Genomic DNA, 26,830 nt, shown 5'->3' with positions numbered 1-26,830 from the left:
GAACCTGCGGCTCCAACGAAAAGCCGATTACCGGCGTCGAAGTTCCGCGTATTCAAGGTGCGGGACGACCGTCCCAGCGTCCCGCTCCAGGAAGTTGGTGCCGGGCGCCACGATCTCGTCAATGGCATCCAGGACGGCGTCGTTAAGCACAACATCGGCGGCCTTGAGGTAATCGACCAGATGGTCCTCCGTGCGTGGACCGATAACCACGCTGCTGACGGCCGGATGATTCAGGGCGAAGCCGACAGCAAGCTGAATAAGGGTGAGCCCATGCCGTTCGGCGACGCGGCCCAAGGCATCGGCTGCCAGGAGTTTGTTCCTGTTGAAAGGTGCCGAGACGTCGAAGCGCCCGGGAACGGCCGCCGCACGGGAGCTTGCGGGCTGGGGGACTCCCACGCGGTAGTTCCCGGAGAGCCAGCCGCCGTCGAGCGGTCCATAGCTGAGCACGCCAAGGTTGTATTGCTGCGTGATCGCGAAGACGTCCCGCTCATTCGCGCGGACCAACAAGGAATAGGGCACCTGGTCCACCACTGGCGGAATGAGGTGGTTGGTGGTGGCGATCCACTGTGCCTCCACAAGCTGCGACGGCGTGAATACCGACGTTCCGTAGTAGAGGATCTTGCCCTGCCGGATGAGGTCGTTAAGGGCCGTGATGGTTTCCAGGACGTCTGTGTTGTAGTCCGGACGGTGCGCCTGGTAAAGGTCGATCCTGTCCGTCTGCAAGCGGTGCAGGCTGCCTTCCACGGCTTTCATGATCCAGCGCCGGGAATTGCCTGCATGCGCGGGATTCGGCCCCATTTGTCCGTGGAACTTGGTCGAAAGGAAAACGTCATCCCGCCTGCCTTGGAGGGCCCGGCCTACGATGGCCTCTGCCTCGCCTTGCGAATAGATGTCGGCGGTGTCGACGCTAGTGATGCCGGCGTCGAGGGCCGCATGGATAATGCGGATGCTCTCTTCGGCGCCCGTGGGCGCCGAGCCTGTCCCGAGGTTAAGGGTTCCCAGGGTAAGGGGGCTGATCAGGGCGCCTGTGCGTCCCAGGGTTCGAAGCTCGCTGAGGCTCATCTCCGGCTTCCTCCGTGAAGAATCAAGGCTGTGCAATGGATTGACACGACGCTACACATATCGTGGCCGGGGCACTCGAAAAACGTACAAATTCTTCGCTTTTCGTATTACGGGGTAATGAAAACAAGGAATGACGAATTATGAATTGACTTCATTCGACACGCGAATACACAAATATTGCCGTTATCGGCGTCGAGTGAATTAGTAGAAAGGCAGGCACGAAACCACAGAGAAAGGAACCCGCCATGACCCAGGTAACGGTGGATGGAGCCGCTTCGATCAAGCAGGCATTCGCGCAATTTCCCTCAGGCGTGGCGGCCTTCAGTGCCATGGTCGGCTTCGCGCCGGAGGCCCTGGTGGCATCGAGCTTCACAGTGGGAGTCTCGCTCGAACCACCGCTGGTCATGTTTGCGGTGCAGAACTCCTCCACCACGTGGCCCAAGCTCCGGCGCGCCCCTCGACTGGGTGTTTCCGTCTTGGCCCAAGGTCAGGAAGCCTTGTGCCTGCAGCTCTCCTCGCGGACCCAGGACCGATTCGCCGGCCTTGCGACCTCAACGAGCGACGCGGGCGCAGTGTTGATCGACGGCGCGGCGCTGGTGCTTGAATGCGAAGTGGTCTCAGAAACCCCCGCGGGTGACCACGCGATCGTCGTCCTCGAAGTGAAGTCCGTGGAGATCAACCACGACGCCGAGCCCCTCATCTACCACGGGGCCGGGTTCAGGCAACTGGCCGCCTGAGGCTGGACACACCCCAACTGACTCGCAGTTGTTGTCGTTATGAGCCTCCAAAACGACAACAAATGCTAGTCAGTTGGGTCAGCCGGGCACTGCGGATTGGGTCAGCCGGGCACTGCGGGGCGCTAGGCCCGGGGGCGGGACCCTGCTGAGGCCGTCACACGGCCGGAAGATACGGGTTTGCCGCCATGTGGTTCTCCCCGGTGTTCGCGTACCGGCACGCCAGTTCCGGATGACTCCGCTACATTCCCTTCTGCGGGTTCCTCGGAAGTCGGCGGTTCAGGGTCTGAAGCTGACGCTTCCCCGGCCCGTTCAGCTTCGCGTGCCGCAGCCCGGGCATCGGCCTCGGCGACGGCGGCAGCCCACTGGCTGTTCAGGACCGGAGGATCCTGCTTTATCGCGACCACAAAAGGATGTTCCTTCGCCTGGGTTGTGGCTGTGGCTGCGATACCGTCCTTGATCTGGGCAGGCTTGGGCCACGTCCGTGGGTTGACCAGCGACTTCCAAGGGACGTTCCGGACGGCTGACCACGACGCCGACCACAGCAGCTTGGTGGTCCCAACAAACCCAGGACGCGGTTTCCCGGGGACGAAGGGACCTGCGCCCAGCAAGCCGTCGTCCGCCGTCGTCGATTCCTCGGAATCCGAAAGCGGGACGGGCGCGCGCCGAGGCCGCGGGGGCAGGTGCACAACCGGCACGGCATCGCGTTTCGGGAAGATCCCGAACATCGCGAGCAGGATAATCGAAACCAGCTTCGCAACGCCGGCCAGCACCAAGGTGACAACCATCAGGAAGCCCAAACCAAGGAACATCAGCAAGGCCAGCCCGAGCGTTCCAAAAAAGGTCAGATTGAGGCCAAGTGTTGTTGGATCCTCCACGTAGCCTCCCCGAGCCAGAGTTGTGAGGTGAGCGCCGCAACCGAAGGTCTGCGGGCATGTCTTCTAGCCTAAGGGCGAAATGTGAATGAATCATCCGCCAAAGTCCGGCTCGCCGAGGTTGTTTCGAAGCTGTTATCTGCTGTGACAGAATTTGTTGCCTAGCTCTCACCTTCTCTTCCAGATAGGGCTTCAATGCCACTCGATCCGGCTCGCCTCCGACTCGGCGCTTGCCCTTGTGTGTCCGGGGAGCAGTACACCGAGTGCTGTGGACGCTTCCACCGCGGAGACGCCGACGCGCCTACGGCAGAACAGCTCATGCGTTCGCGTTACTCGGCCTTTGTAGTCCTCGACAGCGATTACCTTTTGCGCACGTGGCACCCGGACACCAGGCCTGCCGTGCTGGACCTGGACCCGGACATTGAATGGCGCCGGCTGGACATTCTGGCGACGCGCCAAGGCGGTCCCTTGGACACGGACGGGACGGTCGAGTTCGCGGCGCACTACCGGTCCGGCGGCGAACGTGGAGTCCAACGCGAAAACAGCCGCTTCCAGCGGATCGACCGGCGCTGGTACTACGTCGACGGCGACGTCGGCTAGCGGTACTTCCTGTGAAGGCTCTCCTTCGACGAGGCGCCGGGGGTGGCGTCGGCGATCCACGGGCCCGTCCCTTCGGATTGGTCAAGGATTCCGGCCTCAAGCCACGCATAGTCACCTGCGAGGACGTTCGAGGACAACTCATGATCGACGTCGTCGGTGTTCCGCCATAACTGATCGAAGTATCCGTCCACGCGAATCCGGGCCTGCTCGCAGTAGGCCTCGGCAAGTTCGTACGCCGCCGCACCTTGTTCCGGTGCGGTCTGCAGCAGCATCTCAGCCCGCGAGCAGCACGCTGCCATGGCAAACAACTCGGCCCCGATATCCACAATCCTGCCGAGGAACGCTTGTTTGTATTCAAGCTTCGCCTGCCAGCGGCCCATCGCGTAGAACGTCTGCCGGGCGAGCCGGCGCGAAGCCCGCTCGACATACCTCAGTTGTTTCGCGAGACGCCCGAACTCACTGTAGGACCGGGGGTCCAGGCCTGCTCCGGCCACGAGCTTAGGGAGCCATTTGGCGTAGAAACCTGAGGCGCCGACGGCGGCACGCGCCTTCTCCTGCAGCGTTGCGTCCGCTGAAGCGAGCTCGCCCGCGGCCGAAAGGTGGGCGTCGACGGCTTCGCGGGCGATGAGCAGGCGCATGATCTCGGACGAGCCTTCGAAGATCCGGTTGATGCGCATGTCCCTCAGCAGTTGCTCGGCGGCCACCGCCCGCTCCCCGCGGGCCTCCAAGGAATCCGCCGTCTCAAAGCCACGACCACCACGGATCTGCACCAACTCATCGGCCACCGTGTAGCTCAGCTCAGTGGACCAAAGCTTGGCCAGCGCAGCCTCGATTCGCACGTCCTTCTGACCGGCATCGGCCATCTCGGCAGAAAGTTCAAAGACGGCTTCAAGGGCAAAGGTGGTGGCGGCGATAAAAGCGATCTTCTTGCCGACGGCCTCGTGTTTTCCGACCGGACGGCCCCATTGGGTGCGGGCGTTGGACCATTCCCGGGCGATCTTCAATGACCATTTGCCCGCAGCCACGCACAGTCCGGGGATGGAGAGACGGCCAGTGTTGAGGGTGGTGAGCGCGATCTTGAGCCCTTGGCCCTCCCGGCCGAGCCTGTTGGCTGCCGGTACGCGGACCTGGTGGAACCGCGTCACGCCGTTCTCGATGCCGCGCAGGCCCATGAAGGCGTTGCGGTTCTCCACGGTGATGCCGGGCGAGTTCATCTCCACAACGAACGCCGTGATCCCGCCCTTGAGTAACGTGCCGTCGGATGCGGTGCGGGCAGGAACAACCGCCATGACCACCACCAGTTCGGCGATCACGCCGTTGGTAGTCCAAAGTTTGACGCCGTCCAAAAGGTAAGACTCGCCGTCGTCGCTTGGCACTGCGGTGCAGCCCATCCGGGCGGGGTCGCTGCCGACGTCGGGCTCTGTCAGCAAGAAGGCCGTAATGGCGCCGGCGGCGCAACGCGGCAAGTACTCCTGCTTTTGCTCGGGCGTGCCGAACACTTTGACCGGCTCCGGGACGCCGATGGACTGGTGGGCCGAAAGCAACGCGCCAAGGCTCGGATGGACTGATCCCAAAAGCGCCAGCGCCCTGCCGTAATACACCAGCGACAGGCCCAAACCGCCGTACTCGCGCGGAATCTTCATGCCGAAAACGCCTAATTCGGTGAGGCCCGCGAGGTATTCGTCCGGGATCTTGGCGTCGCGTTCGATCATACGGCCGGACATGGTGCCGCAGAACTCCGTCAGCTTCGCCATGAACTCTTCGCCGCGCTCGACGTCTTCAGCCCTTGCCTGGGGCCAGGGATGGATCAGTCCAAGATCGAAGTCTCCCAGATACAGCCCCTTGGCGAAACTCGGGCGGTTCCATTCGGTGTCGCGGGCGGCCTCTGCGACGGCGCGGGCTTCTGCGGCCGTGACGCCGTTGCTCTTGTTGTCAGTGGCGGAGGTCATGGGAGGACTCCTCTTGCCGGTTGTGCCGGTTTGAGCCCAGGATCCGCCTCGGGTGGCGGACCCTTCAGCTGTCCCTCAATGCTACCCGCGGGTAGGTACCCGTGCTAGGGGCCGTTTGCGATGGGAATTCCATCGGCAGTTCCACTTTTCCGGCCTGGTGCACCAACTGATCCCACGCAAAATTGATGCCGTGGACCAGCCCACCCAACACGTTCTTCACGGTGTACCAAGCGAGGCTTCCCGCTCCGATCAACGCAAGCGTGGCCATGGCGGCTACCGCGATGAAGGCTGCCAGAACCAGCCCAAGGATCAGTGTTCCCACGAAGACATAGATGCTGGTGTCTAAGGTCGTTAAGTCGAACTGCATTGGGTCCCCTCCGCAACGCTGCCAAAGCCGACGTCGGAGCGTCGACGTCGTTGGTGTCGACATTAGGGTCGGCACCGGCGGTTCAGCCAGCAACAACACCGGCGTCGGGCCTGTTGATACGCGATCGAAACCCTACCGGCAGGTAGATCACGGAAGGGTTGCGGCGCACCCTGCGTTAACCTTGTACGGGGCAGTTTTCGGGATTTCCGCTGCCAGAAGGTTCCGCGGCAGCTGAAGGAGAGTAAGTGTCCCGCTCAGCAATGTCCTCAGCCGACGCCATCAGTGCGCGGCTCAGGGACCTCGAACTCTTGACCAAAGGCCCTGCGTGGGCCCTCACTCGCTCGGCACCCTGGGTCATCGCGGTGCTCCAGGCATCCTTTACCCGAACAAGACCGCAGCTTCCGCTCGAGGAGTTCCATGCCGACGTCGACGCTTTCCTCGAGCAGCTCCGCAGGCAGGATCCCGGGCTTGGCGGCCAGGGGAGCGGCAAGGCCTTCGCCGACGAATGGACCCGCAAGCAGTTCCTGACCCGTCGCGGCCAGTCCGGACAGATCGTCTACGAAATCACCGAGGCCGCCGCACGCGTCCTGGCTTTCCTGGACAGCCTGTCCAGCGAACGCTCCACGCTCAATGGTTCCCGGCTCGGAACGCTGCTGGGCGACGTCGAAAAGCTCGCCAACGAGACGAACCCGGACCAAAGCGCCCGTTTGGAATCCCTTGAAGAGGAGATCCAAGAGCGCCAGCAGTTGATCGAAGACATCAGTTCCGGCGACTTCGACGGTCTTTTGGACGATGAGCAAGCCGTCGAAGCAGCCGGGAACATCCTCGACCTTGCGGCGAGCCTGCCGGCAGACTACAAGAAGATGCGCGACCGCATCGAGGAACTGGTCGGCGAGCTCCGCAACCAGATCATCGAGGAGTCGCTCAGCAAGGGCGCCACCATGGCGCAGGTCCTTGAGGCGGACAAGCGCCTGCGGCAGAGCCCTGAAGGCCGCACGTTCCGCTCCTTCACGGCGTTCCTTGAGGACCCGCAGCAACAGTTGCGGTTCCGTTCGGCAATCGGTGACGTGTTGAGCCGCCAATTCGCCGACGAACTCAGCCATGAGGACCGGGAAACCCTCAAGAACCTCGTGGCGGAACTGCGCACCCAGCACAGCCAGATCCAGCGGATCTACGGCCGGTTGTCCGAGAGCCTGAATAACTACATCCAGAGCGACGACATCCGCCAGTCCGTCAGGCTGCGGGAGGTCCTGCGCGAAGCCGAACAGGCTATCCGTTCCATGCCCTACGAACGCGACCGTCCCGGCCTGGTCCGCGGTCCGGTGTTGTTCAATGCGGGATTCGAATCGCTCGCCATGGTCAAGCTCTTCGATCCGGATGAGTTTGCGGCACCGCCAAAGCTGGCCGACCCCATCGCCTTCAGCGATTCGGACCGCGTGCGTTCGCTGCGCTCCGCAAAGGCAAGACCCGACGCCGTCCGCTCGGCAATGGCGGGTGCCTCGACGCTGGCGGGGGCTTGGGCGAACCTCCCGGAGGAAGAACGGCACATCAACACGGTCCGGGCCCTCCTGTCCGAAGCGCTGCACGGTGGTGCGGCGTTCGACCGGGCCACCTGGGAAAACATCGACTTCGAACAAATCGATGGCAGCACACGCACCGCGTACCTGCCGCTCGTGACCCTGACTAAGGATTCCGATGACTGACGCCCACCCCACCGAGCATGCCCCCTCTTCGGAACAAAGAGTGGACATAGCGCAGCATGTCCACTCCGATCCCTTCCGCGTCACGCCGCGCGACACATTCGTAGACGGCGCGGCGTTGTTCCCGGGCGACACCGGCGTGCTGCCTATGAAGGTTCGCCAGGCGCTCGTGCGGCTGCTCAAGGGTCCGTATGTCGACGGCGGCCGCGACGAAAAGCTCTGGACCACCCTTCTGGACAACCAAGTGATCCTCCGCAGCCGGCTTTCGGAGCTTTTCCTGAGCATGCAGCTCGACCACGAACGCAAGATCGCGGTGCTCCGGCCCGTCGATCCCGAAGCTATCGGAGGAAGCGCCCGCTCAAGCATCCTTCGCCAACAACGCGCGTTGAGCCGTGTGGAAACCATCGTGCTACTGCGCCTGAGGCTCCTTCTCGACCGCCATGTCACGGCCCAGACGGACCCGGTGATCTCTCGCGAAGAAATCGCCGAACTCGTGGCGCACTACCAACCATCCGGCCAACAAGATGCCCTCCGCGACACCGACGTCGTGAACCGCACCATAACGAAACTCCTGGCCCGCCAACTCCTCCTGGCCACGGGCATCGAAGACACGTTCGCGATCTCCAAGGCCCTCCCCCTGGCTCTCCCCTTCGAAAACATCGGCGACATCCCAGCCCAAATCGAAGCCCTGATCGCCGTAGCGGCCGACGAATCAGGCACGGAACCCCTCATCGAACTAACAGAAACAGACGACGACGGCGACCCGTCCGACGAACTGCCCGACGTCGTGGTGGATGACGACGGGGAAGAGGACGGCTCGGTGACTGACCGCAGCGGCGATGAACACGCCGCAGCATCCACCGCGGAGGCAAACGCAACCGCGGCAAACGCAACCACAACTGACGCAACCACAACACCCAAGACCATCAAGGAGGCAGCCAAATGACCATTGCGACGATGCTTCCGATCGGCGAACTCACCAACCCGGGCCAGATGCGCCTAGCCTTGGTCCAGGTGGTCAACTGGGGCACGTTCCATGGCGCCCACACGATGCACGTGGACCGCAACGGCACGCTGCTGACAGGAAATTCGGGAGTCGGCAAGTCGACGTTGTTCGATGCGATGTTGCGCGTCTTCGATGCCCGTCCGCGCTCCAATGAGGCTGCCGCGCAGCGCGCTGGCGGGGCTGTGGAGGACAAGAGGACCACGTTCACGTACATGCGTGGAAAAGTGGGCGACAAGGCCGTGGGCGAGGGTTCGGCCAGTGCCTTCCAGCGCCCGGGTGCCACGTGGTCCGCCGTCGCCCTGACGTTCGACAATGCGGTCGGCACCAAGATCACCATCTCGGCCCTCTTCGACCTGCCCAAGAACGGCACGGAGTCCAGCGTCGGCCGGTTCTACGTCATTGACAACAAGCCCTTGGATCTCGGCGCCATTGAGGGCATCGCGGAGAAGCGCTTCACGAAGGGCGCGCTGGAGACCATATTCCCGGACGCCCAGATCTTCGATGTGCACAAGGCCTTTGCGGAGCGTTTCCGCCGGCTTCTCGGCATCAACTCGGACCAGGCGCTCCCGCTTTTGCGTGTGATCCAGGCCGGTAAGGGGCTCGGCGGCAGCGTCAACACGTTCTTCCGCGACCAGGTGCTCGACGCGCCCGCGACGCTCACTGCTGCGGACGACGTCGTCGAGGAATTCAGCAACCTCATGTCCATCAGGCAGCGGCTGGAGGACGTCCGCCAGCAGCGCGACCAGCTGGCCCCCGTGCCCGGGATGAACAAGGAGTATGCCCAGTCGTTGCTGGAGGCCAACCGGCTCCGGGAGCTCAGCGGCGAGGAATTCGACGCGTACAAGCAGCAGCTCTCGGTCACGGTCCACGCCAAGACCTTGGCCCGTTTCAAGGACCTTGCCCAGGCGAAAGCCAAGGAACTCAGCGCCGAGCGGGGCGTCCGGGACGCGCTCGCCAAGGAGCTTCGCGAGCTCGAATCGGATTACAACAACCAGGGCGGGAACGCGATTTCGGCGATCGAGCAGTCGCTTGAAAACGCCCGGGTCGGCCTCAAGCTCCGGCAGCAGGTGGAGGAGTCGGCCCGCCAAGCATTGGCCGACGCCGGACTCAACCTTGAGTGGACGGCTGAGGGGTGGGAGCAGGCCCACGAGCAGGCAGCGAGCCGCTCTACCGAGCTCAAGGACGATTCCGAAGCGCTGCGGGAACTCCGCTTCGAAGCTTTCGACGGCCACGCGACCAAGAAACGCGAACTCGCCGCGGCCCAGCAGGAGCTCGTCTCGCTGAAGACGCGCAAGTCTTTGCTGCCGCCGTCGAGCATTGAAAACCGCGCCGCGATCGCCGCAGCCACTGGCGTTCCCGAGGACCGCATGCCCTTTGGAGGCGAGCTGATAGACCTCGCCGAGGGGGAGGAACAGTGGCGGCCCGCGGCCGAGCGCGCCTTGCGGAACCTCGCCACGACGCTGCTGGTTCCAGGCGAGCACTTCGCCGCCGTCACGCGCTACCTGAACGACAACACCGTCCGCGGCGCGCTGCGGGCAGTGGACGTCTCCAAACCGCTCGCGGGCGGCGCTTTGGCTGTGGAGGACGTGTCCGACGGCGACCTGCTGACCAAGCTGAACATCCTCACCTTGGGGGCGAGGGGCGACTCCGTCGTAGAGGCAGCTGAATGGATCCGCGAGCGGATCGCCCTCGATTTCGCCTACCCGTGCGTGGAAGATCCGGACGAGCTCGCGAAGCTGGACAAGGGCCTGAGCCTGGGCGGTGTGGTCAAGCGCAACAGGCACACAGTGGAGAAGGACGATCGCTTCACGAGCCGGCAGGACTACGTTCTCGGTTTCGACAATGCTTCCAAGCTGGAGCTTGTGGCCGCGAAGGTCGGCGAGCTCGAAAACGAGCTTCTGAAGGCCGCCGAACTCGCCCAAAGCCGCGAGGATTCGCACCAAGGCATGACTCGGCAGCTCGAAGCGTTGCGCCGCATCGCCGACGACGAACGTGGCTGGGAACAGGTCTCCGCAGCGGTGGCGGCCGAGGAGCTCGCGAAGATCGAACAGCGGCTCAAGGACGCCTTGGCCGCGCAGGCCGACTTGGAACCCTTGCGTGCAAACATCGAGGCCGTACGCGAAAGGCACCAGTCCTCCACAGGGTCGGCGGCGGTTTTGCAGAGCGAATACAAGACGCTCGACCAGCAGATGACCACGGCTGACGCCCTGCTCGATGCCGCGCGCAAGCGCCTTGACCAGGCGCCGCCGTCGGGCGCTACTGTCACCGCCCTCGAGCCGTACTTCAGCGCATTCGGCGAGGTGGGCGAGCTCCACGAACTCGACACCCTGGCTGCCGAAGTTCGGAGCAAGCTCTTGGCGGAACTGCATGCCGCCGAGTCGCGCGGTCAGGCGTTGGCCGAGCGGCTGACGCGGATGTTCGAAGGATTCGTGCGCGAATGGGGCACCGCCATTTCCGCGGACCACGGCACCTCGATCGGTGCTGCGGGGGAGTTCGAGTCCCGTTACCACCAGATCGTCAGCGAAGGGTTGCCCGCGCAGGAAGCCGAATTCCGGCAGTTCTTCAACCAACGCACGCACGAATCGTTCAGCACCTTGCTGCACTTGCTCGACGAGGAACGTCGCGCGATCACGAGCCGCATCCTGCCGCTCAACGGCATTTTGTCCGAGGTCAACTTCCATGAGGGCAGCTTCCTCGAACTCGATATCAAGCAGACCCTGCCCGGCACTGCGAAGCAGTTCAAGGACGCTATCCACAACGCGTTGAAGACCCGACACACCCGGCCCTCGCGTGCGGCGGGTGCCGCTTCGGGTGCCGGAGCCTCGACGGAGGCGGACGACGACGTCGAACTCACCAACCGTTACAAGTCGCTCGAAACCCTGGTCAAGCGGCTCGGCTCGCAGACCCCTGAGGACCGGCGCTGGCGTGCTGAGGTGCTGGATGTCCGCGGGCACCTTTTCATCCAGTGCAAGGAGCACCGCTCCGTCCAAGGCCCGCGGGGTGGCAAGAAGACCGAGGTGTACATGCACGCAGACACCGGATCGATGTCCGGTGGCGAGCGGCAGCGCTTCACGGCGTTCATCATGGCGGCGGCCCTGAGTTACCAGTTGGGCATCGCCGAGCAAGGTTTCACGACTTACGGAACGGTGATGATGGACGAGGCGTTCGTCCTGGCCTCGGAGGAGTTCGCCGGTGCAGGCATCAAGGCGCTGCACGAGTTCGGCTTCCAGTTGTTGCTGGCCGCGCCCGAAAACGTGATCGACCTTTCCCGTCATCTTGGTTCGGTTACGGAAATCCTGCGCGATAAGAGAACAAACCGCTCCGGCGTGCTCACGGCTCCGGTGATCGGCACCCCGGGCCTGCCGGGTGAATGGCGTTCCGAGGCCAACCCCGTGGACATCGTGCTCCGCTAGCCCCGACGCCCGCTCACCTATGTCGGGTTTCCCCCCGGACGCTCGCTCACCTATGTCGGGTTTCCCCGGGACGCTCGCTCACCTATCGCCGGTTTCCGGCTGACGCTCGCTCACCTATGTCCGGTTTCCGGCGGACCGGCTACTTTCCTTGGACCCGCCCCAGGAACTTGGCGGTCCGGGACTGTAGCCCGGCGATTTGGCGAATGACGACGGCGGCCGGGTCGGGATTGATCTCATTCGCCGGGGGCTCCTTCCGGACGTTGGCGCAGCAGCCGAATTCTGCACAGATCAACGTCCCCACGGTGTTGCCGTCGCGACCCGATTGGCCCGCGCGCTTGGCAACCCAAAGATAGACATCGTCCTTGGAAAACACGTCGCGGCACAGTTCGCAAAGGACCGAGCGCTTCCTGCCGGAGCCTCCCTCGGGTGCGCGCAGCATGATGCCAGTGAGGGAATCATCGTTCGGGAGGACGAGGTAGCCCCGCATGGGCATCTTTTCGTCGCGCCAGCCAAGGAATTCGAGGTTGGCCCAGTCGAGGGAATCAAAGTCCTTCGGGAGGCTGAGTTTGGCGGCCTCCGAGCGGCTCGCATTGATGAATGAGGAACGGATTTGTTGAGCGGTGATTTTCTGCACGGCAAAGTTCTTTCAGATCGTGTGGGCTCCGAAGAGCAAGGACGCTGGCGTCTGGCGATCCGAGGGCACGGCAAAGGAACCTTAGCGTGCTTCTAGTGCAGGGACGGCGGGGTTAGTTCCCCTGACCGCCGAGCGGGATGGCCGACGTAGAGGGGGCTGCAAAGCAGGCCAAAACGGCCACCTCGCCAACCATGGCAGTGCCAACGTGTGTAGTGCGCATGCTCATCCTCTCGATCTTCGCCGCTTTCACGGCCCTGGCCAGTTCGTTGAATCAACCGGCTCTGTCATCTTTGCAAATGCGGTACCCGGTGTCCAAAGGATCCCGTGCGTTCTAGTCGCGGCGAGCCCTGACGTCCGCTCACTTTTGGGGCATTTACTGACGACGGTCGCTCACTAGATGTGAGGGAGCGTCCGCGTTTTGGCCGCGATACGTGAGCGAGCATCGGGGGGTCCAAGCGAAGCGAATTAAGCGACGCAAACGTTTCGTAATTATTCGAAGGGTAGGCTAGCCTTACTTAGGTTTGCATCACTTACCTAAGGAGTCCCGTGGCTTCCCGCCCCTCACGCCGTGCCCTGCTGAAGACCGCAGGTGCAGCGACCGCAGCCCTTGCCGCCGTCGCACTGTCACTCACCGCTTGCTCGACCGGCTCAACAACCGCCAGTTCTGCGACAACGCCGGCCTCCAGCGGCCAGTTCCCGGTCACTATCAAGAACGTCTTCGGTGAGACCACCATCAAGTCGCAACCGCAACGCGTGGTAACCGTCTCGTGGGTCAACGACGACGTCGCCTTGGCTCTCGGCGTCGTGCCCGTCGGGGTCCCGAAAAACGAATGGGGCAACAACGGCAAGGGTTCCACCCCCTGGAAGGACGCCGCGCTTGAGAAGTTGGGTGCCGGCTTTGGCACCGCGAAGGCGCCAGCCCAGTTCTCCGAGGCCGACGGCATCAACTTCACGGAGATCGCCAAGCTGGCACCGGACGTCATCCTTGCCGCCTATTCCGGCCTGACCGAGGCGGACTACAAGAAGCTCTCCGAAATTGCCCCCGTGGTGGCGCAGCCCGAACTCGCGTATGGCACGTCGTGGCAGGATGCGACCACCATCATCGGCAAGGCCCTCGGAAAAACCCCGGAGGCAGCCAAGCTCGTCTCGGACACTGAAGCCACCATCAAGAACAAGGTTTCGGCGTTCCCGCAGCTCGCCGGCAAGTCCTTCATCTACGGCAACCTTGAGCCTGCGAAGGGCGACGGCGTCAACGTCTACACAGCCAACGACAACCGACCGCGTTTCCTCTCCGAAATCGGCATGACGCTCGCCCCCGTGGTGCAGAACGCCAGCAAGGGCTCCAAGGAATTTTTCGTTCCGTGGTCCGCCGAAAAGGCCAACGAGCTTTTCTCGGACGTCTTCGTGACCTGGGTGCCGGATTCCAAAACCACTGACCAAATCATGCAGGACCCCCTGCTGGGCCAGATCCCCGCCATCAAGAAGGGCGCCCTGGTCGCCGACTCCGACAACACCCTCACCCTGGCGATCTCCGCATCCTCGCCCCTGAGCCTGCCGTGGGCACTGGACATGTTCCTGCCCCAGCTCGCCAAGGGCGCCGACGCGGCCGCCAAGTAGCGATACGCCTGACATGACACAGAGCACGACGACGGCGGGCCCACCTTCCGCGGGCGGAACTGCGCGCGAACTGGCAGCTCATGACCGTCAAATCGCCTCCAAAGGGCAACACCTGCCAGTTCGCGCGAAGGCCGGGCCCGACGTCGGGGGCCGGGGACGCGGCAACCGCGCCACCTGGCTGGTGGCCGCCGTCGTCGTGCTTGCGCTTGTCTGTGCGGCCTCGCTCGCGATCGGTGCCAGGGACATGTCCATTGAAACCGTCTGGCAGGCACTCACACAGTTCAATCCCGATGACGGCAACCACGCGGTGGTCCACACCCGCATTCCACGCACGGTGCTCGGCCTCGTCGCGGGAGCTGCCCTCGGCCTTGCGGGCGCCGCGATGCAGGGAGTCTCCCGGAACCCCCTGGCCGACCCGGGCATCATGGGCGTCAACGCGGGGGCGGCACTGGCTGTGGTCGCCGGGATCTACCTTTTCGGTATCTCGGGGGCGAGCGGCTACATCTGGTTCGCTTTCGTCGGTGCCGCGGCGGCCGCCGTCGTCGTCTATCTGATTGCGTTGATGGGACGGGACGGTGCGACGCCGGTGAAGCTCGCTTTAGCGGGGGCGGCGCTGAGCGCGGGACTCTACTCGTTGATGAACGTCATCCTGGTTTCGAGCCAGGACACCCTGGACCGCTTCCGTTTCTGGCAGGTGGGTGGAATCGCCGGCAACGACTGGTCGGTGGTGTTGACCGGGCTGCCGTTCCTGCTGCTTGGGGCGTTGATCGTGCTGGGCAGCGGCCGGATCCTCAACAGCCTGGCCCTCGGTGACGACGTTGCCCGCGGACTCGGCCAGAATGTGGTGCTGGCCAGGGGCGTCACCGCGCTCGGAATCGTGCTGCTCTGCGGATCGGCCACGGCGTTGGCTGGTCCCATCGGATTCGTCGGACTCGTGGTTCCACATGCCGTGCGCTTCTTTACGGGCCCGGACTACCGCTGGATCCTGCCGTTCTCGATGGTTCTCGCACCGGCACTCCTGCTGGTTTCGGACGTGATCGGCCGCGTGGTGCTGCTGCCGGGCGAAGTTCCCGCGGGCATCATGACGGCCATCGTCGGTGCTCCCGTCTTCGTGTGGCTCGTCCGCCGGGGCAAGGGGGCCTCGCTATGAACCCCCGCAGCAGGACCGCACTCCTGGGCGCCGGCGTCGTCATCCTCTTTGCGGTGACCGTGCTCCTTGGCAGCTACACGGTCACCATCCCCGATTTCTTCAGGATAATTGCGGTCCAGCTGGCGGGCGGCGAGAAGATCCCGGGCGCAAGCTTCATCGTCATGGAGAACAAACTGCCAAGGGCCGTGCTCGGAATCTTGATCGGTGTCGCGTTTGGCCTCTCGGGCGGGCTCTTCCAGACCATGCTCCGCAACCCGCTCGCAAGCCCCGACGTCATCGGCATCAGTTACGGTGCGAGCGCTGCGGCGGTCCTGGCCATTGTCGTGTTCGGCGCATCCGGTGCCGCCGTGTCCGCAGCCGCGCTCGCTGGTGCGATCGGCGTCGCTGTTGTCATCTACGCCATTTCGCGCGGCGGCTCGGGCAGCCGGCGCACGAACGCGGCAGGCAATCGACTGATCCTCGCCGGAGTAGGTATCGCCGCCGCATTGGGGGCGGTGGTGAACTTCCTCATGACCTGGGCGGACATCCGGACAGCCTCCGAGGCCCTCATTTGGCTCAACGGTTCCCTGAATTCAGCCAATTGGGAGCGCGTGGGCGTCCTCCTCGCTTCGCTCGCGGTGCTCGTTCCCGCCCTAGCCCTCCTCGCCGGACCGCTGCGCATGCTCGAACTCGGGGACGACGCCGCGGCCGGACTGGGAATCCGCGTGAACGCCGTACGTTTCGGACTGGTGATCACCGCCGTCGCGCTCGCAGCAGTGGCGACGGCGGCTGCCGGGCCGGTTGCCTTCGTCGCCTTCCTTGCCGGGCCGATCGCGCGGCGGGTTGTCGGGTGGCCCAGCCTCCCGGCGTCGGCGTTCACTGGCGCCTTGATCGTCCTCGCGGCCGACTATTTCGCGTACAACGTGGCACCCCTGATTCTGGCCGGTACCGTCCTGCCGGTCGGCGTCATTACCGGCGCCCTCGGTGCTCCATTCCTGCTGTGGCTCCTGGCCACGTCCAACCGAAAGGAAGCCTGACATGGCACAACTGAGCGCACGCGGCTTGACGCTCCAATACGAGCAGCGAAGGGTGGTCGAAGGACTCTCGACGCATATCCCCGAAGGCAAAGTGACCATGATCGTGGGCGCCAACGCCTGCGGAAAATCCACCTTGCTCCGAGGGCTCTCCAGGCTCTTGAAGCCGAGCACCGGCGTCGTCACCTTGGATGGCAAGGACATCCACTCCCGCCCGGCCCGCGAACTCGCCCGCACGCTCGGCCTCCTTCCGCAACACCCCCTTGCCCCGGACGGCATCACCGTCCGCGAACTCGTGGGCCGCGGACGGTATCCGCACCAAGGATTCTTCCGCAGTTGGAGGACTGGTGACCTGTCGTTGCATGATCTCGCGGTACAGCGCGCACTCGAGACCACTTCTACTCTTGAGCTTGCTGAACGGAACATCGATGAATTGTCCGGCGGGCAACGCCAAAGGGTATGGATCGCCATGGCCCTGGCACAAGAGACGGACGTCCTGCTCCTCGACGAGCCCACCACCTACCTTGACCTGGCACACCAAGTGGAGGTGCTGGACCTGGTCACCGATCTTAACCGCAGCCGCGGAACCACCGTGGCCATCGTGTTGCACGACCTCAACCTGGCCGCGCGCTACGCGGACCACGTCATCGCCATGAAGGCAGGGGCAATCGTCGCCGAAGGGCCCGCACTCGCAGTGGTCACCGAGGACCTGGTTCGCGAAGTTTTTGGCTTGGAGGCCCGGGTGGTTCCGGATCCAATTTCGGGCACCCCGCTCATTCTCCCGATCGGCCGCCACCACACCGCCGCTCCCGCAACACCCCTCGAATTGGAGTTCGCATCATGAACGCAGACGCCGCTGTGCGGAACGCCATCACGGAGCCGATGACCCTGGCCTTCGACGTCACTGTCACCGCCGTCGAGGATCTAGGGCCCAATTTCCGGCGCATCACCTTCGGGGGATATTGCCTGCGCGGATTCGGGGTTTCGGGGAACACCCTGGACCTGCGCATCAAACTCATGATTCCCTCGCTCGACGGCGACAGTCGCCCACTGCCGTTGCCCGCCTTCAACACGGGCGACGCCGGTTGGTACCAAGAGTGGTTGGCGATGGATTCCGCGGTGCGCGGATCGATGCGGACCTACACGGTGCGGAACGAGAGGCTCGACGCCGTTTACCCGGAAATCGACGTCGACTTCGTGATGCACTTCGACGACGACGACGGCGGCGGTGGTGGTGGCACCCGCGGCGCTAGCGGCGGCGCGGCGCGGCCCGGCGTCGACGGCGGTGCGGCTCACCTGACAGGCGGCCCTGCGGCCAACTGGGCGCTCGCCGCGAAACCGGGGGATTCGATCACCATCATCGGCCCTAACAACCGGGCAGCCCACTGCGTCACCGCCGAAACATACTCCGGCATCGAATGGCGTCCCGGCTTGGCGCAACGGGTCCTCCTTGCCGGCGACGAAACAGCAGTCCCCGCCATCGGCGCGATCCTGGAGTCCCTGCCCGCGGAAATCACAGGGCATGCCTTCCTTGAGGTGCCCGAGGCCGGCGATTTCCAAGACCTCGCCACAGACGCCGACATCCAAATCACCTGGCTCGCGCGCGGCGCGGCGCTCGGCCGGTCCCGACCCCACGGTGAGTTGCTCAAGGAAGCCGTCCGCGGAGCTGTACCCGTCCCGGGGTGGGTTGGCATCGTCTCGCTCGACGGCGCCGCCGGCCCTGAACCCGAAGACGTCAACGTTGACCAGGACATCTTGTGGGAAACGCCGCTGCGGATGGACACGGCCGCGATCGAAGCGAGCCGCAACCCGGGCCTTCCCGCTGGCGCTTTGCCGTTCTACGCCTGGATAGCAGGCGAGGCAGGGGTCATCAAAGAGCTACGCCGGTATCTTGTCCGGGATGTGGGGATCGACCGGAAGCAGGTGGCGTTCATGGGCTACTGGCGCAAGGGGAAAGCTGAACTCTGACCCGCCCCTCCGACGCTCGCTCACGTATGCGGCCGAAAGCGGGAACGCTCCCTCATCACAGGTGAGCGAGCGTCCGGCCGAAAGGCGCTACAGGTGAGCGAGCGTCGAATTAACCTGGGCTTTGCCGGCGGGCAACCGGGCGGGGCTACGCTGGCGTCGTGGCTGGGAACGTGCTTGATGCAGACCAGAACGGACGACGGCGGTTTGTTGCCTTGGGCGATTCCTTCACCGAGGGCGTGGGGGACCGGAACGAGGCCCTACCGAACGGCGTCCGGGGCTGGGCCGACCGCGTCGCCGAGAAACTGGCCAAGGCCGAACCGGGCTGGGAGTACGCCAATCTTGCCGTGCGGAGCAAGCGGCTCCGCCATATCGTCGAAGAGCAATTGGACCGCGCGTTGGCCATGGAACCCACTCTCATCACGCTTTACGCTGGCGGCAACGACATCCTGGACTTCGGCACGGACATGGACCTGCTCATGGCCGAGTACGAAAGACTCGTGGCCCGCCTCGCAGCCACGGGAGCCACCTTGGTCTTGTTCACGGGGTACGACGTCAAGGTCTCGGCCGTGCTGGAACCCTTCAAGAAGCGGAATGCCCTCTACAACGAGCGCGTCCGCGAACTGGCCGCCAAGTACGGGGCCGTGCTGGTGGATTATTGGTGCCTTGACGCTTACCACGACCGCCGGATGTGGGCCTCGGACCGCCTCCACATGTCCAAAGCCGGGCACAAATACATGGCGGCGCAGGTACTTGATCACCTCGGCGTACCGCATAAGTTCTCGCCCAAGGACTGGGAACCGCCGCAACGGCTCAGGTTGCGCGATTGGGTACGGCGTCAACGCCGCTGGGTGAACGACTGGGTGCTGCCCTTGTTCGGCCGGAAGCTTCGCGGTGTCACGCTCGGGGACAGCCTTGGCCCACGCTGGCCGGAGCCCGTGAAAGTGCCACGGAAGGCCGGGCTGCGAAAACTCGCGGAACGCCAAGCCGCCGCTGCGGGCTCGGCTCACGCCGGAAGCAACGCACAAGGCAAGGCTCAAAACAACGGGGGGACATGACCATGGCCATGCATACACCGCTGCGATTCGTCGCCGTCGGAGATTCGTTCACTGAAGGTGTCGGCGACACCGACCTTCGTCTGCCCAACGACTGCCGCGGCTGGGCCGACCGTGTGGCCGAGGAACTGGCCAGGCACCGGCCGCAGACGCAGTACGCCAACCTGGCCCTCCGGGGCCGTCGCCTCAAGCAGATCGTGGCTGAACAACTTGAGCCGGGACTCGCGATGGCTCCCACGCTGGTCAGTTTCCACGCCGGCGGCAACGATCTCCTCGGCGCACGGCTGGACATGCGCACACTGGTCCGTGGATTCGAGGACGCCGTTGCCCGGATCGCCCAAAGTGGTTCCCAGGTCCTCCTGTTCACCGAGTACAACGTGCCGCTCTCGCCGGTGTTGGAGCCGCTCAAGCTGCGCACGGCGGTTTTCAACAAGCACATCCGGCGCATTTCCGCAGCCTACGGAACGCTTCTGGTGGACCATTGGTGCTTCGAAAAGTACCAGGACCGCCGGATGTGGGCTCTGGACCGGCTGCACATGTCCGGCATCGGACACGAATACATGGCCAAGAAAGTCCTGGAGGTGTTGGGTGCCGCGCACTCGCTGGGCTCTCCGGGGCTCGGGCCGCTGCAGCCGCGGGGCCGCGCCGAGAAAATGGCCGACGACGCCGCGTGGCTCAGGCGCGACGTGGCGCCGTGGCTTTCGCGTCGCTTCAGGGGAGTGTCGAGCGGGGATCACCTGAGCGCCCGCTGGCCGGCCCTTATGCCGGTGGTCTTGCCGGAGCGACTGGGCGCGTCCCCTGAGCCAGCCAGGCTTTGAAGGGGTCAGCGTCACGCCTGACAACTTTTTGGCGGCGGTGTGCTCTGCGTGACGCCCCGGAGCTGTAACCCGACTAGTCCAGCAGGTTTTCGAACCCCGCAGATGCGCTGGTGACCGTGAATTCGATGATCTCGAAGTCGGCTACCCCGTTGACGTAGAACGGATCCGTCGCCAGGGAAGCGTCCAGTGTCGCACGATCGACGTTGGACAACAGCACACCCCCGATGGCTGGAACGCGACGTCCGGATGCAAGGAAAGTGCCGGCGTCGAACGCTTCTTTGACCCAATCCATGTGTGCGGGGCGGTGGAAATCGACGATCTCGTCAGGAACTTTGTATGTCAGCGAAACGACGAACATGCCGCCCAGCCTACAACGCGGAGGGCGGCCGCAACGGGCCGCCCTCCGAAACCAGAAGACCTTACGGCAGCAGCTTGACTGCAGAGTTCCAGTTGAAGTCGGGGTGAGTGTCGCTGATCTGGAGCGTCATGACGAGCAACTGGAAGGCTTCCAGCTCACGCGATCGGCGCAGCGGTCCGACGTTCACCGGACGCAGCCCGGCACCTTTGACGAAGTCGACGACGGCGGCCGTCGCCTCGGCGTCGTCGCCCGCCACGAGTACATCGAGGGTCTGGCCGTCCACTTCGCCCTCCGCGAGCGTGGCGGCGAAGACGGTGTTGAAGGCCTTCACTACCGATGCGCCGGGGACCAAGGCCTGCAGTTCTTCGGCGGCCGAGGTCCCGGCGGGAACGGTGAGGGAATCGAAGGTCTCGAAGTTCACGGGGTTGGAGATGTCCACGATCGTCTTGCCGTTGAGCGCTGAGCCATAGGAAGAAAGGACTTCTTTGGAGGCCTCGAACGGAGTGGCCAGAACCACGATGCTGCCTTCCACCGGAGACCCCGTGATGCCGGAGGTTCCGTTGACCGTCGCCGCCAGTGCAGCAGCAGAGCCGGCGTCGCGGCTCAGGACCTGGACGCTTTTGCCTGCCGTCGCCGCGCGGGCCGCAATGCCGGACGCCATGTTGCCGGTACCGATGATGGTGATGTCAGCCATTGTTGTTTCCTTTGCTCGAGTGCCCATGATTAGTTCATGTTCATTTAGTTGAAGCTTCAACTAAAACAGTAATGATCTTAAGTTGAAGTGTCAAGCATTGATTTCCTTCTAAGATGAATCCATGACCGAACCGCGCTGGCTCAATGCCGACGAACGCCGTGCCTGGCTGGCCCTCCTGAGCATCAACACCCTTCTGCCCGCAGCCCTGGACACCCAACTGCAAGCGGCCGGCAAATTGTCGCTGTTCGACTACAACGTGCTCGCCATGCTGTCCGAAGCGGAGGGGCGTTTCCTGCCGATGAGTGAGCTTGCCGCCCGCACCAGTGCTTCCTTGTCGAGGTTGTCGCACGTCGTCACCAAGCTGCAGAGACGCGGTTGGGTGGAGCGTGAGGCCCATCCGGGCGATGCACGCGTCACTGTGGCGCACCTGACGGAGGCAGGCATGGACACCATCGTGTCCCTCGCCCCGGGGCATGTGGATGCGGTCCGTGCCTTGATGTTGGACGCCATGACCGACGACGACGTTGCGGACCTCGCGCGGATCGGCGAGAAGATCGTGGCCCGGCTGGACGACGACCACTGGATCCTGCGCGAACGCTAAGCCTCGCGCCGGCCGCCAAACCGCGGGCGGGCGGCTGCGGGCGCCGGCTGGCGGCGACGCTTACGATGGCCGCGCCCTGAGCAGCCGCCACCGCGCGTGACGGCCGCCCCGCACGGATGAAAGACTGGCGCCATGGATTTTTCTGCCCGGTATGTGGCATTGGGTGACTCTTTCACCGAAGGACTTGGCGACGCTGACCCATCGCGCCCCAACGGAGTCAGGGGATGGGCGGACCTCGTCGCCCATCAATTGGCACAAAGCAACGACAATTTCGGCTACGCCAACCTGGCCATCCGCGGCAAGAAGCTCCGGCAAGTCATGGCAGAACAGGTGGACTCCGCTGTCGCGCTTCAACCGACGCTGGTGACCCTGTACGCGGGAGCGAACGACATCTTCCGACCCAAAGTCGATATCGACAGGCTCATGGAGGACTACGAAGCCGGCATCGAGAAGCTAAGCGCTACCGGCGCCACGTTGCTTCTCTTTACCGGTTTCGACGCCCGCAGTTCCAAGGTTTTCGGCACCATGCGCGGACGCACCGCGATCTACAACGAGCTGGTGCGGGAAATCGCTGAAAACCACGGTGCGCTGCTGGTGGACTATTGGCGCTTCAGCGAATACCACGACTGGCACATGTGGGCGCAGGACCGGATGCACATGTCCACTGCTGGCCACATCAACATGGCCAACCGTGTCCTGGCCGTCCTGGAGCACGAAGGTTCCCTTGAAGTCCCTCCTCCTGTCACGCAACCCCAGCTTGCTCGGGCGGAAGCGTTGTGGGCCAACGCGCGTTGGGCCCGTGAACATGCCGCCCCGTGGGTGGTCCGCCGCGTTACGGGCAAGTCTTCAGGTGACGGCCTTAGCCCGAAGTACCCGCAGCTCACCCGGCCCTAACTGGGCTGAGCGGCAAGTTTCCGGAAACCCGGCGTAGCGAGCAGTCCGCCGTCGTTCTTCACCGCGAGCACGTCAACGTCCCAGCGCGACGCAGTCAGCGTGAGCGTTCCGGCACCGCCCGCCATGATGGCCGTGGCCAGGACGTCGGCCGTGATGATGTCGGCCGCTGCCACTGAAACCTGGCGGAACCCCTGGTCCCGCGCCGATTGGAGGCCCGCGGACCAAATGTGGTGGCCGCGTTCGCTCGTTCCCGAGGTCGCCAGCGCGTGCTTGCCCTTGCTGCCGAGCGGAAACGCAGTCAGGAGCGTCGTCCGATCCTCCGGGTCAATAATCCCTGCCAGCCACGGCCGCGCAGTGCCCGGCGTCGGCGAACCGGCCACAAGGACATCCCCGCCCGCGTTGAGGCACCAATCCTTCAGCCCCAGCGCGAGCAGCGACGTTCCGGCTTCCCGTATCGCATGTCCCTTGACGATCCCGGCCAAGTCCACGACGCCGTCGGGCCGTTCCGCCGTGAACGCACCTTCCGTGAGGCTGCGCCAGTGGACAGCCTCGACATACAGCCGGCGCATGTCCACGGAGGCGTCCCTCAGGGCCAGCTCGCCCCGCGCCATCGCGCTCGCCTCCGAGTCGGGACGGTAGAGGCTAAACGTCCGGTCCAACCCCGTGAACAACTGCTCGACGACGGCGGTGGCCGCCTCGAGTTCCTCCACCGCGGCTTGGGGAGCCGTCCTTGTAGCAGCTGGGATGGCGAGGCTCACCACGGTGCCCATGCTCGTGAACGTTCGGGAGCGAAGACGGGGCTCCGCAGCGTCTTGTCCGGGCCCGTTGGGCTTAGAAATGGGCTGCATCGAGGGCCGCCTGGAGGGATGTCAAATATGCCTCGCTGGTATAGGTGGCCCCGCCGATGGTCTGCACGTTCGCCGACTGGGCGCTCAGCACTTCGGAGCGGAGCAGGGGTGCTGCCCTGGCGCTGATCTGGACGGATCGTTGCTCTTGGTCGGTCAGATGCAGGGCTGTGACATCCGTGATCACGCCGGCCTTGATGGTTACCTGGACCTGGACCGTTCCGAATCGGGTCTCCACCGCCGTGCCCGCGTAGGTGCCGCCTGCCTTGGCCGAGGCCCCCAGAGTGGAACTGGAACTCGACCCCGTGCTGGAACTCGACCCCGTGCTGGAACTGGAGCCGGCTCCGGTTCCCGAGGACGATCCTGAAGCGCTGCTCCCGGTGGTTCCATTCGCCGTCGAGCCCGTGCCTGAAGCGGTACCGCCTGTGTCTCCCGTGGAGGAGGTCGTGACGGCCGATGCGTTCGAGTCCGCCACGTGCGCCCCTGCCTGCCAACCGACCAGGAGGATGGCGGCCGACGCCAGCGCTGCTGAAATTCCTGCCCTGAGTCTCACCAGTCAAACCTTTCGTAGTGGAGTTGTTCCTCCCGGACGCCGGACCTTTTTGCCTCAGCCAGCACCTGGCGGGCCCAAGTAGATGGGCCGCAAATGTACACATCCGCGTCGGTGATGGCCGGTACGAAGTCGCGCAGCCGCGAGGTGCCGGCAGAGGCTGGCAACCAGGCGCTTTGAGGATTCCCGGACCGCGGGCCAGTCAGATGGAAGAGCGTGGCACCACGCTTCCGGCACAATTCAAGGATCTCGTCGCCAAGGAATAGCTCTTCCTTGCTGCTGCCGCGCAACAGGACGGTCGCCTGGCCGGGAGCGAAGGGTGTGGATTCCAGGAGCGCCCGGAGGGGCGTGATTCCGATTCCTGCGCCGATCATCACGACGTGTTCCCGGCTCCGGGCTGCCGTGCTGAAGACCCCGTACGGACCTTCGATGGCTACCTTCGTTCCCGGTTTGAGCGAAGCCAGCCGGGCCGAACCCGCACCCAGGTTCCGGACGGTGATCCGCAAGGTGGGCTGTTGGGCGGGCCGCCCATATGACGTGCCCGACGGCGGCATGATCGGTTCCGCCGACAGGCTGAACGGATGCGCCTGCCACCACATGCCGGGGGCAAGGAAGCGCCAGACGAAGAACCGGCCGCCGTTTCCCGACAACTTATTCAATCGCAGGCCACTCATTTCGATGCTGAAGACGCCAGGCGCAAGGGGTACCACGCGCCGCACGGTCAGTTGGTGCCGGTAGGTAGCTAACACGGGCTGGGCAATACGGAACCAAGCCAGCGCCGAGCCTGTTCCTATGTAAAGCAGCAGCCAGTACCAGCGCTGCCAGGTGCCTTCGGCGAACAAACCGCCCACACTGAATTGGTGCGGTAAGGCGACGGCTACTGCCAAATACGTGAGCAGGTGGACGAAGTACCAGAATTCGTAGGGAAAGCGGCGCCGAACAGCCACAAGCGAGGTGACCACTACGGCAATGAACAAGGCCATGGAGACGAACGCCAACCACATATCGGGTACCAACACCCAGAGCGAAACGGCCTCGCTCACGGGGTTCAGGCCCTCGGCCATGCCGTAGCCGGTTGCCACGAGAAGTCCATGCGCCAGCAACAGGTACAGTGCCGGTTTGCCTAGCTTCCGGTGGAATTCCAACGCCCTGTCATGCCCCACCGCGCCGTCCACGAAAGGCAGGCGCGCCGCGAGCAGAAGCATCAGGAAGACCAGGTCCATGCCGGCAAGCCCGGCCAGGATCCCGATGGCGGTGACCGCTTGGGTGAGGTTCCCGACCGACGACATCCCGCCGTCGGCGAGCCACAAAGCCAGCGCCGCTGCGAGGGAAGCCCACAGCGCAACGGTGAGCATGTCCGTCCGGAACATGCGTCGGCGATGCTGCGCAGCGAACCTTCCCTTGGCGGAATTGCGCCGCTCGGGCGCTGGAGGCTGACCCGGGGACGTACCCACACGTTGGCCTGGGGAGGCGAGGAGTTGTGACTTCATGTCTCAAGATTGAACTCTCAACCTTTCGATCTCCTGTGAGGGGACTAGCCTCCGCTTATGATTTGAGGAACTGGTTCTTATACACGCGATTGGTCTTAATTTCCCCCAGCCCCTAGACTTATTAGGCGTTAGGTGGCGCGGAGCGTGTGCAATTGCTCCGGTTGGCGGTGACTGTTGGCAACAACAGGAGATCCGCGGGCCGGTAGTTAGGGGCTCAAGTTGCGTGCATTCCAGTATTCGCCCAGTATTCCGGCCTGTTGTCCGGACCCACTACCTTCGCCGCAGCGGTGATCATTGGCTGATTTCAGTCGAGGGATGCACCCTGTGGGAACTACCGAAAACGGTGTGGACTGGTTGCGGACGTCGCCTATTGCACGGGAAGTAGGAACTCTGCTTGCCGTTTCATTTTATTTTTTAGGAGAGTCGTCATGGCAGCAAACTGCCAGGTGACCGGAGCCGAGCCGGGCTTTGGACACAGCATTTCGCACTCGCACCGCCGCAACAAGCGTCGGTTCGACCCCAACATCCAGAAGAAGCGCTACTGGGTTCCGTCCCTGCGCCGTAATGTCACGCTGACCCTGTCGGCCAAGGGCATCAAGACCATCGACGTTCGCGGCATCGACGCAGTCGTCGCCGAAGTTCTGGCTCGTGGGGTGAAGCTCTAGTGGCAAAGGACAAGGACGTACGTCCGATCATCAAGCTGAAGTCGACTGCGGGAACCGGTTACACCTACGTGACCCGCAAGAACCGTCGTAACGACCCGGACCGCCTGGTCCTGAAGAAGTACGACCCCAAGATCCGCCAGCACGTCGAATTCCGAGAGGAGCGCTAAACATGGCTAAGAAGTCCAAGATTGCTCGCAACGAGCAGCGCAAGGTCATCGTTGAGCGTTACGCTGCCAAGCGTCTCGAACTGAAGAAGACCCTGGTTGACGCCAACGCGACTGACGAAGCACGCGAAGAGGCTCGCCTCGGCCTGCAGAAGCTGCCCCGCAACGCCTCCCCGATCCGTCTGCGTAACCGCGACATCATCGACGGCCGCCCGCGCGGTACCTTCCAGAAGTTCGGTATCTCCCGTGTTCGCTTCCGCGACATGGCTCACCGTGGTGAGCTCCCGGGCATCACCAAGTCTTCCTGGTAATCCAGAAGCACTAGAAGGGCCGGCGACCGTTTGGTTGCCGGCCCTTCTTGCGTTTAAGGCGACGGGTTCCGGGCTCCGATGCGTCGGGTGTCCGGATTCGGCGGGTTTCGAGGCTTGGCGATTAGTGGTGCAGCGCACAGTGCCGAATTACGACGCCGGCGGCTTCCTTTTGCGCTCGACCGACTGTTTTGTCCCGGATTACCGCGGTTCTTGCTCGCCTGAGGCGTGATTTGCGTGGGGTCTTTGGGGTGTGTAAAGTAGATCGAGTCGCCGCCGCTGATGCGGAAAAATTGCGACGGA

General features: G+C 63.9%; 27 protein-coding genes. 17 read left to right on the top strand and 10 right to left on the bottom strand.

Features of this window, described 5'->3' with window-relative positions; translation table 11 throughout:
* Nucleotides 1–27 precede the first annotated feature (27 nt).
* Nucleotides 28–1,062, bottom strand: coding sequence for an aldo/keto reductase (locus tag QRN52_RS21710; RefSeq protein ID WP_284755754.1), 1,035 nt, complete (start codon nt 1,060–1,062; stop codon nt 28–30).
* Between the two features lie 245 nt (nt 1,063–1,307).
* Between QRN52_RS21710 and QRN52_RS21705 the strand changes: the two genes are divergently transcribed.
* The gene (locus QRN52_RS21705) at nt 1,308–1,799 is read left to right on the top strand and encodes a flavin reductase family protein (protein ID WP_284755752.1); all 492 of its coding nucleotides are present in this window, start codon (nt 1,308–1,310) and stop codon (nt 1,797–1,799) included.
* A 122-nt stretch (nt 1,800–1,921) separates the two neighbouring features.
* Here the strand turns inward: QRN52_RS21705 and QRN52_RS21700 are convergent, their stop codons facing one another.
* Nucleotides 1,922–2,674 (bottom strand): hypothetical protein, encoded by a 753-nt coding sequence (locus tag QRN52_RS21700; protein WP_284755751.1) that lies wholly within the window; start codon nt 2,672–2,674, stop codon nt 1,922–1,924.
* Between the two features lie 192 nt (nt 2,675–2,866).
* Between QRN52_RS21700 and QRN52_RS21695 the strand changes: the two genes are divergently transcribed.
* Complete coding sequence (locus QRN52_RS21695; protein WP_284755748.1) at nt 2,867–3,271, top strand: YchJ family protein; 405 nt, start codon at nt 2,867–2,869, stop codon at nt 3,269–3,271.
* Here the strand turns inward: QRN52_RS21695 and QRN52_RS21690 are convergent.
* Entirely contained in the window at nt 3,268–5,220 is a 1,953-nt protein-coding gene (locus tag QRN52_RS21690; RefSeq protein WP_284755746.1) for an acyl-CoA dehydrogenase family protein, read from the bottom strand. The two genes, QRN52_RS21695 and QRN52_RS21690, sit on opposite strands and share 4 nt — an antisense overlap.
* 64 nt (nt 5,221–5,284) lie before the next feature.
* A complete protein-coding gene (locus QRN52_RS21685) occupies nt 5,285–5,587 on the bottom strand; it encodes a hypothetical protein (protein WP_284755745.1) in 303 nt (100 codons plus the stop codon).
* A gap of 245 nt (nt 5,588–5,832) precedes the next feature.
* Here QRN52_RS21685 and QRN52_RS21680 point away from each other — a divergent pair, with 245 nt between their 5' ends.
* The 3 genes from QRN52_RS21680 to QRN52_RS21670 are packed head-to-tail and all read left to right on the top strand — an operon-like array spanning nt 5,833 to nt 11,706.
* Nucleotides 5,833–7,290, top strand: coding sequence for a DUF3375 family protein (locus QRN52_RS21680; protein ID WP_284755744.1), 1,458 nt, complete (start codon nt 5,833–5,835; stop codon nt 7,288–7,290).
* Nucleotides 7,283–8,233: a DUF4194 domain-containing protein gene (locus QRN52_RS21675; RefSeq protein WP_284755742.1), complete on the top strand. Its 951-nt coding sequence runs from the start codon at nt 7,283–7,285 to the stop codon at nt 8,231–8,233. The genes QRN52_RS21680 and QRN52_RS21675 overlap by 8 nt, the downstream gene beginning before the upstream one ends.
* The gene (locus tag QRN52_RS21670) at nt 8,230–11,706 is read left to right on the top strand and encodes an ATP-binding protein (RefSeq protein ID WP_284755741.1); all 3,477 of its coding nucleotides are present in this window, start codon (nt 8,230–8,232) and stop codon (nt 11,704–11,706) included. Before QRN52_RS21675 ends, QRN52_RS21670 begins: the two co-directional genes overlap by 4 nt.
* 139 nt (nt 11,707–11,845) lie before the next feature.
* Here the strand turns inward: QRN52_RS21670 and QRN52_RS21665 are convergent, their stop codons facing one another.
* Nucleotides 11,846–12,340 carry an FBP domain-containing protein gene (locus QRN52_RS21665; RefSeq protein WP_284755740.1) on the bottom strand — a complete coding sequence of 165 codons (495 nt, stop codon included), beginning with the start codon at nt 12,338–12,340 and terminating at the stop codon, nt 11,846–11,848.
* A 546-nt stretch (nt 12,341–12,886) separates the two neighbouring features.
* Between QRN52_RS21665 and QRN52_RS21660 the strand changes: the two genes are divergently transcribed.
* The 7 genes from QRN52_RS21660 (at nt 12,887) to QRN52_RS21630 (ending at nt 19,958) form a co-directional block, all read left to right on the top strand.
* Nucleotides 12,887–13,957 carry an iron-siderophore ABC transporter substrate-binding protein gene (locus QRN52_RS21660; RefSeq protein WP_284755739.1) on the top strand — a complete coding sequence of 357 codons (1,071 nt, stop codon included), beginning with the start codon at nt 12,887–12,889 and terminating at the stop codon, nt 13,955–13,957.
* 13 nt (nt 13,958–13,970) lie between these two features.
* Nucleotides 13,971–15,107: a FecCD family ABC transporter permease gene (locus tag QRN52_RS21655; protein WP_284755738.1), complete on the top strand. Its 1,137-nt coding sequence runs from the start codon at nt 13,971–13,973 to the stop codon at nt 15,105–15,107.
* Nucleotides 15,104–16,123 carry a FecCD family ABC transporter permease gene (locus QRN52_RS21650; protein WP_284755737.1) on the top strand — a complete coding sequence of 340 codons (1,020 nt, stop codon included), beginning with the start codon at nt 15,104–15,106 and terminating at the stop codon, nt 16,121–16,123. Before QRN52_RS21655 ends, QRN52_RS21650 begins: the two co-directional genes overlap by 4 nt.
* Nucleotide 16,124: 1 nt before the next feature.
* Nucleotides 16,125–16,964 (top strand): ABC transporter ATP-binding protein, encoded by an 840-nt coding sequence (locus QRN52_RS21645; protein ID WP_284755736.1) that lies wholly within the window; start codon nt 16,125–16,127, stop codon nt 16,962–16,964.
* Entirely contained in the window at nt 16,961–18,088 is a 1,128-nt protein-coding gene (locus tag QRN52_RS21640; RefSeq protein ID WP_284755734.1) for a siderophore-interacting protein, read from the top strand. The genes QRN52_RS21645 and QRN52_RS21640 overlap by 4 nt, the downstream gene beginning before the upstream one ends.
* A 158-nt stretch (nt 18,089–18,246) precedes the next feature.
* Nucleotides 18,247–19,143 (top strand): SGNH/GDSL hydrolase family protein, encoded by an 897-nt coding sequence (locus QRN52_RS21635; protein WP_284755733.1) that lies wholly within the window; start codon nt 18,247–18,249, stop codon nt 19,141–19,143.
* Nucleotides 19,144–19,145: 2 nt separating this feature from the next.
* Nucleotides 19,146–19,958: an SGNH/GDSL hydrolase family protein gene (locus QRN52_RS21630; protein WP_350225173.1), complete on the top strand. Its 813-nt coding sequence runs from the start codon at nt 19,146–19,148 to the stop codon at nt 19,956–19,958.
* 73 nt (nt 19,959–20,031) lie between these two features.
* Here QRN52_RS21630 and QRN52_RS21625 read toward each other — a convergent pair whose 3' ends face one another.
* Nucleotides 20,032–20,316 (bottom strand): YciI family protein, encoded by a 285-nt coding sequence (locus tag QRN52_RS21625; RefSeq protein ID WP_284755731.1) that lies wholly within the window; start codon nt 20,314–20,316, stop codon nt 20,032–20,034.
* Nucleotides 20,317–20,377: 61 nt separating this feature from the next.
* Nucleotides 20,378–21,010, bottom strand: coding sequence for an NADPH-dependent F420 reductase (locus tag QRN52_RS21620; protein ID WP_284755729.1), 633 nt, complete (start codon nt 21,008–21,010; stop codon nt 20,378–20,380).
* 121 nt (nt 21,011–21,131) lie between these two features.
* Here QRN52_RS21620 and QRN52_RS21615 point away from each other — a divergent pair, with 121 nt between their 5' ends.
* Nucleotides 21,132–21,611: a MarR family winged helix-turn-helix transcriptional regulator gene (locus QRN52_RS21615; RefSeq protein WP_234754501.1), complete on the top strand. Its 480-nt coding sequence runs from the start codon at nt 21,132–21,134 to the stop codon at nt 21,609–21,611.
* 132 nt (nt 21,612–21,743) lie between these two features.
* Entirely contained in the window at nt 21,744–22,505 is a 762-nt protein-coding gene (locus tag QRN52_RS21610; protein ID WP_284755727.1) for an SGNH/GDSL hydrolase family protein, read from the top strand.
* Here the strand turns inward: QRN52_RS21610 and QRN52_RS21605 are convergent.
* From QRN52_RS21605 to QRN52_RS21595, 3 genes are all read right to left on the bottom strand, one after another.
* The gene (locus tag QRN52_RS21605) at nt 22,502–23,275 is read right to left on the bottom strand and encodes an FAD:protein FMN transferase (protein WP_284755726.1); all 774 of its coding nucleotides are present in this window, start codon (nt 23,273–23,275) and stop codon (nt 22,502–22,504) included. The genes QRN52_RS21610 and QRN52_RS21605 overlap by 4 nt on opposite strands.
* A 61-nt stretch (nt 23,276–23,336) precedes the next feature.
* Complete coding sequence (locus tag QRN52_RS21600) at nt 23,337–23,903, bottom strand: FMN-binding protein (RefSeq protein WP_284755725.1); 567 nt, start codon at nt 23,901–23,903, stop codon at nt 23,337–23,339.
* On the bottom strand, nt 23,900–25,390 hold the full coding sequence (locus tag QRN52_RS21595) for a ferredoxin reductase family protein (protein ID WP_284755724.1): 1,491 nt from the start codon (nt 25,388–25,390) through the stop codon (nt 23,900–23,902). The genes QRN52_RS21600 and QRN52_RS21595 overlap by 4 nt, the downstream gene beginning before the upstream one ends.
* Before the next feature lie 428 nt (nt 25,391–25,818).
* On the opposite strand from QRN52_RS21595, the gene rpmB reads away from it, so the two are divergent.
* Genes rpmB through rpsN form a run of 3 tightly spaced genes read left to right on the top strand, consistent with a single transcriptional unit; the run spans nt 25,819 to nt 26,530 of the window.
* Nucleotides 25,819–26,055 (top strand): 50S ribosomal protein L28, encoded by a 237-nt coding sequence (gene rpmB, locus QRN52_RS21590; RefSeq protein ID WP_078107326.1) that lies wholly within the window; start codon nt 25,819–25,821, stop codon nt 26,053–26,055.
* Nucleotides 26,055–26,222, top strand: coding sequence for a 50S ribosomal protein L33 (gene rpmG / locus QRN52_RS21585; RefSeq protein ID WP_003798558.1), 168 nt, complete (start codon nt 26,055–26,057; stop codon nt 26,220–26,222). Before rpmB ends, rpmG begins: the two co-directional genes overlap by 1 nt.
* Nucleotides 26,223–26,224: 2 nt before the next feature.
* Nucleotides 26,225–26,530, top strand: coding sequence for a 30S ribosomal protein S14 (rpsN, locus tag QRN52_RS21580; RefSeq protein WP_028267656.1), 306 nt, complete (start codon nt 26,225–26,227; stop codon nt 26,528–26,530).
* Nucleotides 26,531–26,830: the final 300 nt, after the last annotated feature.

The sequence above is a fragment of the Arthrobacter sp. efr-133-R2A-120 genome (assembly GCF_030209835.1).
Classification (GTDB): domain Bacteria; phylum Actinomycetota; class Actinomycetes; order Actinomycetales; family Micrococcaceae; genus Arthrobacter.
Note: the sequence above shows the minus strand (reverse complement) of the source record. Positions and strands in the feature narration are given on the sequence as shown.

Bases quoted from the DNA above. Each gene is read 5' to 3' on its own strand.
- QRN52_RS21710 (WP_284755754.1), bottom strand. From the start codon at position 1,062: ATGAGCCTCAGCGAGCTTCGAACCCTGGGACGCACAGGCGCCCTGATC.
- QRN52_RS21605 (WP_284755726.1), bottom strand. From the start codon at position 23,275: ATGGGCACCGTGGTGAGCCTCGCCATCCCAGCTGCTACAAGGACGGCT.
- QRN52_RS21645 (WP_284755736.1), top strand. From the start codon at position 16,125: ATGGCACAACTGAGCGCACGCGGCTTGACGCTCCAATACGAGCAGCGA.
- QRN52_RS21670 (WP_284755741.1), top strand. From the start codon at position 8,230: ATGACCATTGCGACGATGCTTCCGATCGGCGAACTCACCAACCCGGGC.
- QRN52_RS21655 (WP_284755738.1), top strand. From the start codon at position 13,971: ATGACACAGAGCACGACGACGGCGGGCCCACCTTCCGCGGGCGGAACT.
- QRN52_RS21620 (WP_284755729.1), bottom strand. From the start codon at position 21,010: ATGGCTGACATCACCATCATCGGTACCGGCAACATGGCGTCCGGCATT.
- QRN52_RS21595 (WP_284755724.1), bottom strand. From the start codon at position 25,390: ATGAAGTCACAACTCCTCGCCTCCCCAGGCCAACGTGTGGGTACGTCC.
- QRN52_RS21640 (WP_284755734.1), top strand. From the start codon at position 16,961: ATGAACGCAGACGCCGCTGTGCGGAACGCCATCACGGAGCCGATGACC.
- QRN52_RS21685 (WP_284755745.1), bottom strand. From the start codon at position 5,587: ATGCAGTTCGACTTAACGACCTTAGACACCAGCATCTATGTCTTCGTG.
- QRN52_RS21675 (WP_284755742.1), top strand. From the start codon at position 7,283: ATGACTGACGCCCACCCCACCGAGCATGCCCCCTCTTCGGAACAAAGA.
- QRN52_RS21690 (WP_284755746.1), bottom strand. From the start codon at position 5,220: ATGACCTCCGCCACTGACAACAAGAGCAACGGCGTCACGGCCGCAGAA.
- QRN52_RS21650 (WP_284755737.1), top strand. From the start codon at position 15,104: ATGAACCCCCGCAGCAGGACCGCACTCCTGGGCGCCGGCGTCGTCATC.
- QRN52_RS21625 (WP_284755731.1), bottom strand. From the start codon at position 20,316: ATGTTCGTCGTTTCGCTGACATACAAAGTTCCTGACGAGATCGTCGAT.
- QRN52_RS21610 (WP_284755727.1), top strand. From the start codon at position 21,744: ATGGATTTTTCTGCCCGGTATGTGGCATTGGGTGACTCTTTCACCGAA.
- rpmB (WP_078107326.1), top strand. From the start codon at position 25,819: ATGGCAGCAAACTGCCAGGTGACCGGAGCCGAGCCGGGCTTTGGACAC.
- QRN52_RS21630 (WP_350225173.1), top strand. From the start codon at position 19,146: ATGGCCATGCATACACCGCTGCGATTCGTCGCCGTCGGAGATTCGTTC.
- QRN52_RS21615 (WP_234754501.1), top strand. From the start codon at position 21,132: ATGACCGAACCGCGCTGGCTCAATGCCGACGAACGCCGTGCCTGGCTG.
- QRN52_RS21705 (WP_284755752.1), top strand. From the start codon at position 1,308: ATGACCCAGGTAACGGTGGATGGAGCCGCTTCGATCAAGCAGGCATTC.
- rpsN (WP_028267656.1), top strand. From the start codon at position 26,225: ATGGCTAAGAAGTCCAAGATTGCTCGCAACGAGCAGCGCAAGGTCATC.
- QRN52_RS21695 (WP_284755748.1), top strand. From the start codon at position 2,867: ATGCCACTCGATCCGGCTCGCCTCCGACTCGGCGCTTGCCCTTGTGTG.